The sequence below is a fragment of the Wolbachia endosymbiont (group A) of Tromatobia lineatoria genome, assembly GCF_964028565.1.
Classification (GTDB): Bacteria; Pseudomonadota; Alphaproteobacteria; order Rickettsiales; family Anaplasmataceae; genus Wolbachia; species Wolbachia pipientis.
This window is the reverse complement of the sequence record NZ_OZ034791.1, coordinates 513292-528067: the sequence shown is the minus strand read 5'-3', so window position 1 is coordinate 528067 and position 14776 is coordinate 513292. Positions and strand designations below refer to the sequence as shown.

The following is a 14776-nucleotide window of genomic DNA, read 5'->3' as shown; positions in this document are numbered from 1 at the left end:
TCAAATGAGGACTAAATATTCTACAATAATCAACAGTTACTCTCAAAACTTAAAATGAATGAATTAGCCAATCTCCTCAGTTCAAGAAGTGTAGACAAGGAAATATGTAAATTACCGCATAATTTAGAAGCTGAACAGATGCTTATTGGTGCAATGATTCGTGATAATAGAATCTGTGATGCAGTTGAAGACACAATTACAGCAGAAAATTTCTATGATCCACTGCATCAAAGTATTTTTACGCAAATATCTAAAACCAGAAAACATGGCATAGTTGCCAATGAACTGAGCCTTAAAATGTTTTTTGAAAACGACCAAGCATTTACCGAGTGTGGTGGGGTAGAGTACTTAGCAAAGCTTGCAGCGAAGGCAAGTATTGCACTTGATATTTATAGTTTGACTAGAATAATCCGTGATACTTACTTAAGGAGATGTTTAATTAAGCTCGGGCAAGAAATAGTTGGTGATAGCTACAACTACGATATTGAAAATCCTGCACAGGCGCAAATTGAACAAGCAATGACAAAATTGTTCAATTTGGCAGTAAAAAAACAAGGTGAGAAAACATATATAAAACTTGCAAGTTCAATTAAAGATGTAGTTGAGAAGATCAGCACACTGAAAAATAATCCAGAAGCGCTAGGCGTTACAACCGGACTTCAAGATCTAAATCAGCTTCTTGGTGGTCTACAAAAATCTGATTTATTAATTTTAGCTGCAAGGCCTTCTATGGGTAAAACAGCATTGGCGCTAAACATCGCACTTAATGCTTGTAAGATGTTGCAAAAAAGAGCAGATAAGCAACACTATGTAGCGTTTTTCTCGCTTGAAATGTCAGCAGAGCAATTAACTGCAAGGCTGATCACTATAGATTCAGGAATTAGTTATTATAAGGCATTAACCGGGAGAATTAGTGATTTTGAATTGCATGAATTTATCAATACTAGTACAGAATTATCTGAACTGCCTTTCATCATAGATGACACCCCTGCGCTATCAATTAGTGCCCTTCGCACCAGAATACGCTTGCTGTATCAATTATATAATGTAGAAGTGGTATTCATTGATTATTTGCAGCTAATCAGAGGAACAACAAAAAGGAGTAATGAAAATAGAGTGCAAGAAATCTCGGAAGTGACGCAGGGTTTGAAAGCAATTGCAAAGGAGCTAAATATTCCCATTGTTGCACTATCTCAGCTCTCTCGTTCTGTTGAGCAGAGGGATGATAAAAAACCACAACTTTCTGATTTACGTGATTCAGGGAGCATAGAGCAAGACGCAGATATAGTAATGTTTCTCTATAGAGAAGAGTATTATGAACTAAGAAAACAGCCAAATGAAGGAAACAATAAACATCGGGAATGGCAAGAGAAAATGGAAAAAATTAGAAACATTGCAGAGCTCATTATTGCAAAGCAGAGAAATGGACCAATTGGCAGTGTGAAGCTATATTTTGACTCTAACAGAGGTGCATTTAAAGATTACACGGAAAGGCATAGTTCATAGCTTGGCAGCAATCTTCTTGTTCCCAAGTTTATCAATTATTTTTTTATGTAAAGATAGCTTGACAACTTCTTAAAAATCCTTTTCTAATGGTATTATATTTTATAATACGTGAGATGATGAATAAAAACAATGTACCTATCTTATAGCTGGTGCTCTGGCTACTGCAACTTTGTTAGCATCGGGAGTGTTTGCTGCAGCTCCTTATATTGGTTTCTTAGCTCCAGTTGCAGCATTAAGTGTTGGCCTGCCATTTATTATTGGTTATGCTGTGTTTTCTGTTGTAACTATTGCACTTTCGTATAAAGCAATTAGTGAGAACAAAACAAATTCTGAGTTAAAAAATAAAATGAAAGCTCAAGAGCAAACAATTTCTGGGCAAAAAACTCAACTAGCTAAAAAAGAAGCGGAAGTAAAAGCTAAAGAGGAAGAAAATTCTAAGTTAAAAAATAAAGTAGAAGCTCAAGAGGAAGAAAATTCTAAGTTAAAAGATCAAGTACGCACTCAAAAGCAGAAAAGTTCTGAGCAAAAAACTCAACTAGCTGAAAAAAATAAAAAGATAGAAGAAGACAAATTAAAAGTGGCAATTGCTGATGGCACTGTTCAGCTTGCAAAAGGAACAGTTAATAGCGCTGTTTGGTTTGCAAAAGAAGCAGTTAATGGTGTCTTGTATTCTGGCAAATATGCTTACGATAATTATGTGCCATCAACTGAGTCTACAAAAGGAACACTTAGTGGTATTGGAGGTGGCTTGAAAAATACTTATGATGCGTCAATTGCATCTGTAAGAGGAGCACTTAACAGCGTTGGAAGCAGCTTGTACAGTAGGATTTATGGTACTAAGGTTTCTAGTCCGGAAGAGCAGTTTAAGCGTGAAGATGGATCTAAACCTAGCATGCAAGAACTAACTCGTTTGGATTATTTAAATCTTGAGGTTCTTTCCAGTGAGCAAAAGCAACGAGCTAATAGTTTGGATTATTTAAATATTGATAACGTTCCTAAGCAACCTGATCATTTAAATGTTGATGCTGCTAAAAGTTATTTAATGAGTCTTTCTGAGGATCAGGATGTATTTTATGATGCAGAATCTGGTGATGAAAAAGGTACTGAGATTTCTAGCCCAGAAAGTCAGCCAACTAAAGAAGAAAATGGTCAAGGCTGGTTTGCATGGAGCCTAGGAAAGGTTAAGTCGGCAATGACTGAAGTAGTAGTGATAGATGCTGATGTTACTAAACCATATTTTGCTAAAGTAACTAAGGCACTTGCCACCTAACTTGAATATGTAGACAGCGGTGTGCACCGTTGTTAACTAAAGATAATCCCATCCAGGAGAAATAGTTTTTACACTATTTCTCCTCTTTAGCATCAACCCTCAAAAAAACCGGCGTAGGTTTAGGCAGCGTAATGCCTAAGCTTACGCATGCGTTGCACAGAGATTTTAAATCTTGTTGCTCTTTCGGGATTTGCAGTTGATCAAGTATCATTTCCGCTGACCTCGGGACAATTGGCTGCAATAAAATGCCTATTATCCTGATATATTCCAGTAACTTGTAAATTACTAAATTCATGCGCTCTCTGTCAGTTTTGCTTAGTGTCCAGGGTGCACTTTTGTCTATGTAGGCATTTGCTTCAGAAGAGATGTTGATGATTAGAAGTATGATATGGTTAAATTCATACTTTGATAAATGGTCTATCACTTGACCTAGTATAGCTTTGCAATTTGGCAAACTTTCTTCACCTTTAAGTAGGCTTTGATCGATTGTTGGTACAATTCCAGAACATTGCTTGTGTAAAAATGAAATTGTTCTTTGTACTAAATTGCCTATGTTGTTTGCCAGTTCTGAATTTATCCGGCTGATCATATTTTTCTTACTAAAGTTACCATCCTGGCCGAAGCTTGCTTCCCTGAGGAGAAAATAGCGTAGCTGATCAACACCAAACTCTTGAGCGAGGCCAATTGGATCTATGACATTACCAAGGGACTTGGATATTTTCTCTCCCTCGTTCAACCACCAACCATGAACTGCAATTTGTTTTGGCAGTGGCAGGTCTGCTGCAAGGAGAATCGCTGGCCAATATACAGCATGAAAGCGCAATATGTCTTTACCGATTACATGAACGTTGAAAGAGTTGTCAGCTAGGTTTGCAGCGCTTGACACTGGAATCTGCGTTTTCCCTTGGTTTGGTGTCATTCCAGTGCTTGACACTGGAATCTGTGTTTCTGGTTCTGCCCAAAACCTCTTATATTCCTCACCTTCAGTACTAGGGAAACCTATTGATGTAAGATAATTGGTTAATGCATCTATCCAGACATAGATTACGTGTTTGTCATTACCTGGTACTTTTATTCCCCAGTTAAAACTAGTGCGAGAGATTGAGAGGTCAATGAGCCCTGATCTTACAAACGATATCACTTCATTTCTTCTGCTCTCAGGAAAGATAAAACTTGGCTGATTTTTATAGAGTTCCAGTAATTTTTCTTGCCAGTTTGATAAGCGAAAAAAGTAACTCTCTTCTTTTATCCACTGGACCTCAGCACCTGTTGGTGCTTTGCCATCTATCAGCTCTGACTCCTGATAAAATGCTTCATCACGAACTGAATACCAACCCGAATAGGAATCCAAATATATTTGCCCTCTCTCTTCAAGTCTATTCCATAAAGCTATAACTGCTTTTTTGTGACGTTCCTCCGTAGTGCGAATAAAATCGTCATACTCAAAATTCATGAACTTAGCCAATTCTTTAAATGAAACGCTCACTTCATCTGTAAATTCTTTTGGCTGCATTTCCTTTGCTTTAGCTGCTTTTTCTATTTTTTGTCCATGTTCATCTGTACCGGTGGTAAATTTGACATTTTTCCCAGCTAGTTTCATGAACCTTGCCACCACGTCACACAAGAGAGAAGTGTATGCATGACCAATATGCGGCTTATCGTTTACGTAATATACTGGCGTGGTGATGTAAAAGTTCTCGAATTGTTCCATGGTTTAGCATTTTGATAAAAATCAACTGAGTTAATTATAGTATTAAAAAGGCAGTAATAAATAAATATTGATTGGGTTAAGCATAATTTTTGAAAAAAGCTATTTACTGAAATTTTATTAAAATAAGAAACAATCAGGCATGATTATTGGAAGCCCAGAACAGATAAAATCTGTAAAACCAAAAAGAAACTCCCTCTTTATTTTATGTTCTTTGGGTATAGTGTTATGAAGAAGCGCTTCTGCAGCTATAACCGAAACAATCAATGGTGCTATAAATGCCCGTTTGAAAGCATGGTTTTGGGGGAAATGGTAAAACCATTGATGGAGTTCTTTTTGGGCTACCTCGTTTAGAAGATTGTATAACCTAACCGTCCCAAGCTGAAGTGCTTCTTATCATAATAATATAGGAGGGATTTTATATGGCAGAAGCAAAAAGTAAATTAAAAACAATAAACCTTGATGCAGCAGGGATTGATATTGGCTCGACTGTACATTATGTATGTGTACCTGAAGGAAGAGATGAACAACGTATCCAAAAATTTGGGTGCTTTACAGTAGATCTACACAACTTAGCAAAGTGGTTAAAAAAGTGTCAGGTTAGAACTGTAGCCATGGAGTCAACTGGAGTATATTGGATTCCCTTATTTCAAATATTAGAATCACATAAATTTGAAGTAAAATTAGTAAATGCGCGACATGTCAAAAATGTGCCTGGTAGAAAGTCTGATGTTCAAGATTATCAATGGCTGCAACAATTGCACAGCTATGGACTGCTTCAAGGATCATTTAGACCGGATAATCAAATGTGTGTACTGCGTAGTTACGTTAGACAACGTGCTAATCTAATTGAAAATGCAGCTAAACATACTCAACGTATGCAAAAAGCGCTAATTCAAATGAATATTCAATTACACAAGGTTATTAGTCATATTACTGGGATAACTGGTATGAAAATCATTGAAGCTATAATTGAAGGCGAAAGAGATCCTGAGAAATTGGCTAAATTCAGGGATGCACGAATAAAAAATGATCAGTCTACTATAGCAAAAGCGTTAGCTGGTGATTATAGAGAGGAACACTTGTTTGTGCTAAAACAAGAATATGCAGCATATACTTTTTTTCAAGAGCAAATAACGGGATGTGATAAAAGTATAGAAAATTACTATAAAACATTTGAAACAAAGTCGAATGAGAACAGGGCATTGAATAAGACACGAAAGAGAAAACAGAAGAATAGTCCAGATTTTGCCGTAGATGAAGATTTATATCGAATAACGGGGATGGATTTTACTAGAGTTCCAGGACTTGATGTATTAAGTATACAGGCTATCATTTCAGAAACAGGTATAAATCACAATAAATGGAGGACAGAAAAGCATTTTTCTTCCTGGCTCGGATTAAGTCCTGCTAATAAAATTACAGGAGGGAAAATTATTGGAACAAGAACTCGTAAAGTTGTTAATCGTGCTGCAACTGCCTTGCGACTTGCTGCTCATTGTGTATCAAGAAGCAACACTGCACTTGGTGCATACTGCAGGAGGTTAAAGAAGCGACTAGGGATACCAAAAGCGATCACTGCTACAGCAAGGAAATTAGCATGTATTTTTTATAATATGCTAAAATATGGACAAGAATATGTAGAAAAAGGAATGAACTATTATGAAACACTCTACAAAGAGAGAGTAGTCAAAAATTTGACTAAAAAAGCAAAGGAATTTGGTTATATACTAATGAAAGAGGAGCCGATAGATGAAGAAGGTTCTTAGGAGTTTCTTAGAAGAACAATGAGAAATTTTCTTGTAATTCTATTTATAGTTTTCTATGCATTTGATGCACACGCTGATGGAGCAACAGATGTAATGTGTAATGTAATAGGTTACGTTCATGGAATAGGTGGACCAATGATTACAGTGGTAATAATTGGTTCAAGCTTACTTGCAATATTTGGCAGAATGCCTTGGCCTGCACTTTTCGCACTGGGTATATTTGTTGCTGTGTTTTTTGGTGCTCCTCAAATTGTAACAAAGGTAACAGAAAAAGAAGTTTGTTGTCTTTTTAAAGGTCAAACCTTGGAGAATGGAAAGTGTGTTGCTGCTCCTGGATATGAACGTGTAGGTACAGGTTATGCTTGTCGTTCCGGTTGGGCGCTAACTAATAAAGGCTACTGTATAAAAGCTGGCCAAGATCCTTCAAAGTATTGGAAGTGAAAATGGTGCTTTTATAGAGTTAAATCTAACAAACCGCAGAGTATATAATTAACATCCACGCCTTTAGTTAGATTCCACTCACGCTTTATTACGTTGTACTCCATGCCAGCCATGTTTTGCAGCGTTACATTATTTTCTCTTAAGTGATTTGCAATTTCTGACGGCTTGAGAAATTTATTCCAGTTATGTGTACCTTTTGGCAGCCAATTTAATATGTACTCTGCACCAATTATTGCAAGACAAAAGGATTTAATAGTTCTATTTATTGTGGATATAAAGATTAACCCCTCCGGTTTTAGCAGTTCTATCGCTTTTTTCATGAAAAGCTCTAAATTATCCACATGTTCAACTACTTCCATCAGCAGAACCACGTCGTACTTCTTGTCATTGCTTAGCTCTTCAATGCTGGTGTGTATATATTCTATATTTAACCCTACTTTTTTTGCATGTGAATGCGCTACTTTTATGTTTTCTTCACATACATCTATTCCCACAACGTTAATGCCAACGCGTGCCATTGACTCTGACAAAATGCCACCACCGCATCCAACATCAAGCAATGATAATTCTTTCAAATTGCATTTTTTTAACTCTTTTATTTTCTCAATAATGTAAGATACTCTAACAGGATTCATCATGTGCAATGGTTTGAATTTGCCGTTCTCATCCCACCACTGGCCTGCCATTTTAGCGAATTTTGATATTTCATCTTCGTTATAAGTTTTTGTTTTTTTTTTCTTAGAGGTTATATTGCTGAGTTTATCAAGGCGTTTTTTATGTCTGCTTTCTTTTGAAAATTCTGTTTCGAGGAATTGTTTGACTATGTCTTTTGCTAATCCACTCGCAGTAAACCCTGCACCAAAACACAGTACATTTGCGTTGCCATGCTCGCGAGCTAATTTTGCGATCTCAACACTGTTACATAAAGCAGCGTAGATTCCTTCAAAACGATTTGCCACAGTACTCATGCCCAAACCTGTACCACAAATTAATATCCCATAATTTGCTTTTTTGCTTGTTATATCTTCTACAACTTTAACAGCATAGTTTGGGTAATCTACACACTTTTGCTTAGCAGTGCAGCCTTGATCTACTACTCTGTAACCTAGGGCTTCCAGGTAAGGTTTTATTTCTGATTTTAATTCATAACCAGCATGATCTGAGGCAATTGATACTATACCTAACATATAAGAAATAAGGACATTTTATATGGGTTTGAACTTTCTGTCAAGTCATTTAATGCTTCTGACCTTTTGGGAGTTCTAAAGCTATAGCTAAGGTTTTCCTACGTCATACCGCAATTCATTCCACAACTGTACGAACATTGTGATTTGAGAATAATCTCCGCCAGGAAGGGTGTCATCCCAGTGCTTTGGCACTGAGATCCAGAAAACTTAATTTTAAATAAGTACACCAGATAGCTGTATAATAAGAACTGGATTCCAGTGTCAAGCACTGGAATGACACCTTCTGTATAAATATTAAGAAATTTACCAAACGAAAAAAAAGGCAAAAGAAGCCCCGTGGTTGGCTAATTACTTACATTATACTTTCAAGTATGGCGTTTTTTTATTCTAAACACTTAATAACCGCGATTTAGCTGCTTTTAAGCCGCAACTAATCTAAATTATAAACGTTAAGAAATTTACTAAACAGAAAAAAAGGCAAAAGAAACCCTAGGGTAGCTAGTTATTCACTATCCATTTTTTAAGTTGGCGTTTTTTAATGTTTTAAATGCTTTATAAGCGTATTTCAGCTTGTGTAGGTCAAAACCCGGAAATTTGATAAAGACATAAGGTGCACATAGTGCAAAAAATTAAACATGAGACGCCAGATACGTTGAGTTTTTTTGTCATTTAATCTGTACAGAGAAGATAAATAAATAGCTTCAGTTTCATGATAAGGGCGCTGGCGAGGTTTGTCAAGGAAGTTTTTTGTTTCTGTGGGCTACCTGGATGACAGGATTGCTCTTGAATTTGTATAGCTACATTGTCGGTAAATCTAAATTGCTTTAGTTATAGAAATAAATTTCGAGTCAGATGTGTATAAATTCTATATAATTTTTATCCTACTACTAATTTAACAAGATGGATCATATAGATATTATAAAATCAAAATTATTATTATCCGACATAGTAGGTAAAAAAGTCAGATTAATAAAAAGAGGAGATAGTTTTGTTGGGCTCTGTCCATTTCATAACGAAAAAACCCCATCTTTTTCGGTGAGCAATACTAAGGGGTTATATTACTGTTTTGGTTGCTTGGCTAGTGGTGATGCATTTGAATTTATTTCACAAACTGAAGGATTAAGCTTTAAAGAAGCATTGGAAAAATTAGCATCGGTTACAGGTGTTGAACTGCCCAAAAATCTTAGTATTACAAAAGAGGACAATAAACTATTTTTAGCGCTTGATTTAGCTGCAAATTGGTTTGCACAAAAAAATCAAGGTGTTGTAGATTATTTAAAGCAGCGTAAGATTTTACCTAAAATCATAGATAAATTTAAGATAGGTTATGCACCAAGCTCTGGTTTGAAAGAGTATTTAAACTCTTCAGGTATTGAAGACAGAATTTTGATTGATATTGGATTAGTAAACAAAAATTTTCATGATTATTTTTATGACCGGCTGATATTTCCTATACAGAGCATTGCAGGGAGAGTTATTGGTTTTGGCGGACGTGCGCTAAGTTCTGAGCAACAGCCGAAATATTTAAACAGTCCAGAGAGTCAGCTCTTCAAGAAGAGGGAGAATTTATACGGATTAAACTTTGCTTTAAGCGAAATACGTAAAAAACAGCACATACTCGTTGTTGAAGGATATATGGACGCTATAGCGCTACATCAAGCAGGAATTAGTAATGCAGTTGCTCCGCTTGGTACCGCAATTTCTGCAGAACAGATAAAAAATCTATGGAGATTTGCTAAAGAAATCTCCATCTGTATGGATGGCGATAGTGCTGGACGTCATGCTGCTACTCGAGTTGCAGAACTTGCTCTGCCAATATTAGAGCCTGGATACACGTTAAAGTTTGTGACTTTGCCAAGTAATAAAGATCCATACGATATATGTAACGAACTGGCATACAAGAAAGAAGACGTGTTGACTGCTCTTGACCATTCAACAAAACTGCATTCTGAATATTTATGGCATCACATAATCGATAGCAATTTGCAAAATTATGAAAAATTTGCTCCGGAAAAATATTCAATTCTTGAGCACAAGTTCATGGAATATGTAAATACTATTAGCAACAGCAGTATTAGAAGGTATTACAGAGATTATTTTTACAATAAGGCTAGTGAACTAAGAAGTAGCTTCAAAAAACAGATTTTTAATAGTAAAACTAGAGCAACAAAAGGTGAGTATCTTCATAACAAGTCTCCAGAGCTAATTGAAGCAGAGCAAAATCAGGCCGTAATTTTGCGTATAGCCGTAGAATTTCCTGAAATCTTGAACCGTCCTATATTTTTTGAGCAATTTTCTCATTTTGAATTTACTAATGAGATGAAAAGATTACAACAGCGTATAATTGATGTAATAAGTAACAAAAGCAAACTCGATAAAGAGGCTTTGTTACAAGAATTGAAACAGTTTAACGTTATAAAGTATGTATTTGAAAAAACTAGTGTACTAAATAGCCAACTGAACGAGAGAAAATCTGCAGAAATTGTGTGGAATAATATAGTGTTACTAAAAGAGTTAAATGCATTACGAAAAGAAAGAACCGAGGCGAGGCTGAGCGGTAATCTTGACTTAGAGGAAAGGTTGATAGAACAAATAGAGCAAATAGAAAGCAGTATACAAGAAATGCAAATGGAGTTTATTGAAAAGTAGATATCGTCTCGTTAGTCAACAAGAAAATTACAAAATAAGACAATATTTTACATAAGATTGAAATTTTTAACTAATTAAGCCTTCCTCTAACAGCTTTGCCCTGTAGTTTTTGATATGGTTAGGATCACTTGAAAATGTATAATTTTTGTAGTTAGCTCTGCTGTGCATATAAAGTTTACTATTGACTTTTATCACATTATCTCACATAATATGCATGTGAGAAGAATATGAACTGGAAGAATTTTCGTCTTAGTACGCGTCTCAACCTAGAAGGGCCTGTAATTGAGCAAGTGTACGAGTTAATTACTGCAGTTGATAGTGTTAAAAATAGCTGGCAGATAACGAAAAAACTACTACCACAAACAATTGAAAGATTAACTCATTCAGTTATTGTTACATCTTCTGGCGCTTCTAACCGTATTGAAGGAAATCGTCTAACCGATAAAGAAGTTGAGGATCTATATAAAAACCTACGTGTCAAAAAATTTAAAAATAGAGATGAGAGGTTGTCCGGAAACAAGTAAAAGGCTATAATATCTGAAATTTTAGTACGGGGTAAAGATGAGAAAAAAGTATCCAACAGATCTAAGCGAAAGGGAATGGGCAAGAATAGAAAAACACTTCAGAGTATCATACAAGAAAGGAGGAAGGCCGCCAAAGTATAGCAAAAAAGAAATATTAGAAGCAATTTTCTATGTATTGCGTACAGGGTGTCAATGGCGGTATTTACCAAATGATTTTCCGCTATGGAAGACTGTGTATGAGCAGTTCAGGCAATGGAAGAAGCAGGGAATTTTTGAGAAAATGAATTATGAAATTACAAAATATAGTAGAAGAAAAATAGGAAGGAATGAGCAGCCGAGTGCCTGTATAGTAGATAGTCAATCTGTAAAGACTACAGAAAAGGGGGGATCAAAGGCTATGATGGAAGTAAAAAAGTAAAGGGTAGAAAAAGGCATATAATTACAGACACTCAGGGTTTTATACTAGGTTGTTACGTAGGCGCTGCTAACGAAAATGATAGAGATGGTATTAAAATAGCATTAAACAATATGAGAACAAAATATACTAAAGTTAAAAAAATGTGGGCTGACATGGGATACCAAGGAAGAAATTTAAAGAATCACATAAAGGAAGAATATGACATAGATATTGAAATTGTTAAAAGGCCTCCATGTAGATTTTGGGTGCACAAAGATACGCCACCTGAGCTACTACCAACAAGAGAACAAGGGTTTAAAGTACAGCCAAGAAGATGGGTTGTAGAAAGGACTTTTGCTTGGGTTAATAGGAATAGAAGGCTATCGAAGGAGTATGATTTACTCACAACATCCACTGAGAATTTCATATACCTAGCTATGAGTAGGGTTATGTTAAAGAGGGAATATGCTTGAATTTACTAGTTTCCGGACAACCTCCTATAGTATTTTCTAAAACGAATGATAAACGTCTAAAATGGTATTACCAACTAAAAGGTGTAAGTTTGTACATTGATGCATTAGAGGTCTGAGGCGACTTTTGATGGTGTGCCAACAATGCTCTATCGGATTTAGATCTTACTATTACCCACAAATATAAATGTTTGTTGCATAGCTCTTAATGGCATAACTTTTGCTTGAAATAACTGTTTATATGGTGCAATTTACAGCTTTTAGTTGCTAAAATTATAACTCTTAGTTTAATAATTTTAATCTAATAAGCTTTCAGGTTAATAAAATTAAATTATTTGAGTAAATACAATACTATGTTTTTATTTGTGGGTAATAGTAAGGCTTAAAGCAAAATGTAGTACGAACGGTAGGTGGATCTAAAAGATCGAATTACAATCCTGTATACAGCATTTTGCATTATTGTTTGATTATATTTATAGGTACAAAAATGGCTAGAATAATTTTCATGGGAGTAGATGTTTCCAAGGAAGCATTGGACATCTCAATTAATGGCAAGCATAAGCGCATAGCAAACGTGAGTGATGCTATATCTAAGTTTATAGAAACAAATATAGTCGATTTACCCATCAAGTTATGTGTAAGCTGGTGGCTATGAAAAGCTCATTATAAAATTGTTGCAAGATAACTGTCCATAAAGCTCACCCGAATCGGGTATATGCATTTGCCAAAGCTTGCAATCATTTTGCAAAAACTGACAAGTTAGATGCTAAATTACTGGAAAAATACGCTGAATTTGTCAGTAAAGACGGTGAAGTAAAAGGATGTATAATTTCACAAAAGCAAGAGGAATTAAAGGAGCTGGGGGCAGTTGAGCGTAATTTAAATGATGCAATTCATGCAAACAAGTGTCGCCTGCAAAGTGCGACGGGAAAAGCTAGAGAATACATAGAAAGACAGATAGGGTTTGCTGAAAAACAATTGAAAGAAATTAGGCAAGACATAGAAGACGCAATAGCTGAATTGAAAGGAAAAAATGAGCTTTTAATCAGCTATAAAGGTATTGGATCAAAGACGGCGAGCGTTCTACTGACAGAGGTGCCTGAGCTTGGTAGATTAGAGAATAGAGAAATTGCATGCTTAGTTGGAGTTGCACCTAAAACTAGTGAAAGTGGAAGAAAAGTTGGCAAAGCTCAAATCAAAGGAGGCAGGTTTTATGCAAGGAAAGCACTATACATGTCAGCTCTTGTTGCTATGCGCCACAACAGAAAAATGAAAGCGTTTTATCAGCGTTTGGTTGATTCTGGCAAAGCTGCTAAGGTTGCATTAGTTGCTGTCATGAGAAAAATTATCGTTTGTTTAAATGCCATGATAAAAAATAACAACTTTTATCTTGACTCTTAAGACGGTAGATGACAGACCATTGATTGTATGGGTTCCATCTGTTATATATAATCTTTTTGAATACGAAGAAAACTGATGAATGAGTATGATATTACGGTTATAGGTAGCGGTCCTGGTGGTTATATAGCGGCAATTAGGGCGGCACAGCTTGGGTTTAAAACTGCAATTGTGGAAAAAGAAAAAAATTTAGGCGGTATATGCTTAAATTGGGGATGTATACCAACAAAATCACTGCTTAGAGCATCTGAGGTTTATAGGCTAATAAAAAGATCAAAAGAGTTTGGTATAGAAGTAAAGGGAGCGAATTTTGATATACAATCAATAGTGAAATACTCAAGAAACGTTGTTGATAAATTGTCAAGCGGTGTTGCATATTTGATGAAAAAAAATAATATCAAAGTTCATCAAGGTTTTGGTAAACTTGCAGGCAATGGTACTATAAAAGTCGTTAGCGATAAGGAAGAACAAGAAATTGTTTCCAAGCATATCATTTTAGCAACAGGCGTGAGGGCACGGAATCTGCCTGGAATAGAGGCAGATGGAGATTTAATATGGAATGCGCAGCACGCTATGACTCCAGAGAGATTACCAAAATCGCTACTAATTATAGGGTCTGGTGCAATTGGAATAGAATTTGCAAGTTTTTATAGTACTTTGGGTGTTGATGTAACAATCATAGAGATAAAGAGCACTATTTTGCCGCTGGAGGATAAGGACATTTCAGATTTAGCACAAGAAATATTCACAAAACAGGGGATAGAAATATATACAAGCAGTAGCGTAAAAGCTCTTACTAAAAGTAAAGACTCTGCTCAAGTGCTACTAAGTAGTGGTGAGAGCAAAGAATTTGAGAGGGTGATTGTTGCGGTTGGAATTCAAGCAAATATTGAAAATATAGGTTTAGAAAATACAAAAATTAAATTAAGCCCTTCTGGCTTTATTGAAACGAATGAATGGTATGAAACTAGTGAATCAAATGTGTATGCAATAGGTGATGTAGCTGGCCCACCATGTTTAGCACATAAAGCGAGCCATGAAGCCGTGATCTGCATTGAAAAGATTGCTGGTAAAAATGCTCATGCGTTAAAAAAAGAATGCATACCAAATTGCACTTATTCTCATCCACAAATAGCGAGCATCGGCCTTACTGAGGAACAGGCAATAAAAGGTGGGTATGATATAAAAATAGGAAAATTTCACTCTAACTTTAATGGTAAATCTGTTGCACTCAGTGAAACTGAAGGGTTAGTGAAAACGATTATAGATAAAAAAACCGGAGAAATTCTGGGTAGCCACATGATAGGTGCAGAAGTAACGGAGTTAATTAGCAATTTTGCTCTTGCAAAGCAACTAGAAGGAACAGACTTCGACATAAAATCTACGATTTTTCCTCATCCAACCATTTCAGAGATGATACATGAATCAGTGCTTGCTGCAGATGTTAAATAGTTGAA

Annotated in this window: 12 protein-coding genes and 1 pseudogene; 11 read left to right on the top strand and 2 right to left on the bottom strand. The window is 35.8% G+C overall.

Annotated features, from left to right (window positions below; genetic code table 11):
- Window positions 1-54 precede the first annotated feature (54 nt).
- On the top strand, window positions 55-1506 hold the full coding sequence (locus ABWU48_RS02715; RefSeq protein WP_015589094.1) for a replicative DNA helicase: 1452 nt from the start codon (window positions 55-57) through the stop codon (window positions 1504-1506).
- Window positions 1507-1675: 169 nt separating this feature from the next.
- Entirely contained in the window at window positions 1676-2776 is a 1101-nt protein-coding gene (locus tag ABWU48_RS02710) for a hypothetical protein (protein WP_353288489.1), read from the top strand.
- A gap of 73 nt (window positions 2777-2849) precedes the next feature.
- Here the strand turns inward: ABWU48_RS02710 and metG are convergent, their stop codons facing one another.
- Window positions 2850-4487: a methionine--tRNA ligase gene (gene metG / locus ABWU48_RS02705; protein WP_209472839.1), complete on the bottom strand. Its 1638-nt coding sequence runs from the start codon at window positions 4485-4487 to the stop codon at window positions 2850-2852.
- A 419-nt stretch (window positions 4488-4906) separates the two neighbouring features.
- On the opposite strand from metG, the gene ABWU48_RS02700 reads away from it, so the two are divergent.
- Both ABWU48_RS02700 and ABWU48_RS02695 read left to right on the top strand, forming a co-directional pair.
- The gene (locus ABWU48_RS02700) at window positions 4907-6253 is read left to right on the top strand and encodes an IS110 family transposase (RefSeq protein ID WP_353288272.1); all 1347 of its coding nucleotides are present in this window, start codon (window positions 4907-4909) and stop codon (window positions 6251-6253) included.
- An 18-nt stretch (window positions 6254-6271) separates the two neighbouring features.
- A complete protein-coding gene (locus ABWU48_RS02695; protein ID WP_244663072.1) occupies window positions 6272-6694 on the top strand; it encodes a TrbC/VirB2 family protein in 423 nt (140 codons plus the stop codon).
- Window positions 6695-6705: 11 nt separating this feature from the next.
- Here the strand turns inward: ABWU48_RS02695 and ubiG are convergent, their stop codons facing one another.
- Window positions 6706-7881 (bottom strand): bifunctional 2-polyprenyl-6-hydroxyphenol methylase/3-demethylubiquinol 3-O-methyltransferase UbiG, encoded by a 1176-nt coding sequence (gene ubiG, locus ABWU48_RS02690; protein WP_264705718.1) that lies wholly within the window; start codon window positions 7879-7881, stop codon window positions 6706-6708.
- Between the two features lie 195 nt (window positions 7882-8076).
- On the opposite strand from ubiG, the pseudogene ABWU48_RS06280 reads away from it, so the two are divergent.
- The 7 genes and pseudogenes from ABWU48_RS06280 to lpdA all read left to right on the top strand — a co-directional run.
- Window positions 8077-8163 (top strand): annotated as a pseudogene (locus ABWU48_RS06280) (WPE palindromic element domain-containing protein); the annotation flags it as partial.
- Window positions 8164-8781: 618 nt separating this feature from the next.
- The gene (dnaG, locus tag ABWU48_RS02680; RefSeq protein WP_353288488.1) at window positions 8782-10530 is read left to right on the top strand and encodes a DNA primase; all 1749 of its coding nucleotides are present in this window, start codon (window positions 8782-8784) and stop codon (window positions 10528-10530) included.
- 227 nt (window positions 10531-10757) lie between these two features.
- On the top strand, window positions 10758-11054 hold the full coding sequence (locus tag ABWU48_RS02675) for a hypothetical protein (protein WP_353288487.1): 297 nt from the start codon (window positions 10758-10760) through the stop codon (window positions 11052-11054).
- A gap of 37 nt (window positions 11055-11091) precedes the next feature.
- Window positions 11092-11924 (top strand): IS5-like element ISWpi1 family transposase gene (locus ABWU48_RS02670; protein ID WP_209472412.1). Its coding sequence is split into 2 segments (ribosomal slippage): window positions 11092-11461 and window positions 11461-11924, totalling 834 coding nucleotides; the frame shifts between segments, so codons are not numbered across the junction.
- Window positions 11925-12408: 484 nt separating this feature from the next.
- Window positions 12409-12576 (top strand): hypothetical protein, encoded by a 168-nt coding sequence (locus ABWU48_RS02665; protein WP_155968863.1) that lies wholly within the window; start codon window positions 12409-12411, stop codon window positions 12574-12576.
- 323 nt (window positions 12577-12899) lie between these two features.
- The gene (locus tag ABWU48_RS02660) at window positions 12900-13322 is read left to right on the top strand and encodes an IS110 family transposase (RefSeq protein ID WP_049973639.1); all 423 of its coding nucleotides are present in this window, start codon (window positions 12900-12902) and stop codon (window positions 13320-13322) included.
- Window positions 13323-13397: 75 nt separating this feature from the next.
- A complete protein-coding gene (lpdA, locus tag ABWU48_RS02655) occupies window positions 13398-14771 on the top strand; it encodes a dihydrolipoyl dehydrogenase (RefSeq protein WP_151807945.1) in 1374 nt (457 codons plus the stop codon).
- Window positions 14772-14776: the final 5 nt, after the last annotated feature.

What these genes read in the sequence shown, in the direction of transcription:
- ABWU48_RS02700 (WP_353288272.1), top strand. Translation starts at nt 4,907, where the DNA reads ATGGCAGAAGCAAAAAGTAAATTAAAAACAATAAACCTTGATGCAGCA.
- dnaG (WP_353288488.1), top strand. Translation starts at nt 8,782, where the DNA reads ATGGATCATATAGATATTATAAAATCAAAATTATTATTATCCGACATA.
- lpdA (WP_151807945.1), top strand. Translation starts at nt 13,398, where the DNA reads ATGAATGAGTATGATATTACGGTTATAGGTAGCGGTCCTGGTGGTTAT.
- ubiG (WP_264705718.1), bottom strand. Translation starts at nt 7,881, where the DNA reads ATGTTAGGTATAGTATCAATTGCCTCAGATCATGCTGGTTATGAATTA.
- ABWU48_RS02715 (WP_015589094.1), top strand. Translation starts at nt 55, where the DNA reads ATGAATGAATTAGCCAATCTCCTCAGTTCAAGAAGTGTAGACAAGGAA.
- ABWU48_RS02665 (WP_155968863.1), top strand. Translation starts at nt 12,409, where the DNA reads ATGGCTAGAATAATTTTCATGGGAGTAGATGTTTCCAAGGAAGCATTG.
- ABWU48_RS02695 (WP_244663072.1), top strand. Translation starts at nt 6,272, where the DNA reads ATGAGAAATTTTCTTGTAATTCTATTTATAGTTTTCTATGCATTTGAT.
- metG (WP_209472839.1), bottom strand. Translation starts at nt 4,487, where the DNA reads ATGGAACAATTCGAGAACTTTTACATCACCACGCCAGTATATTACGTA.
- ABWU48_RS02675 (WP_353288487.1), top strand. Translation starts at nt 10,758, where the DNA reads ATGAACTGGAAGAATTTTCGTCTTAGTACGCGTCTCAACCTAGAAGGG.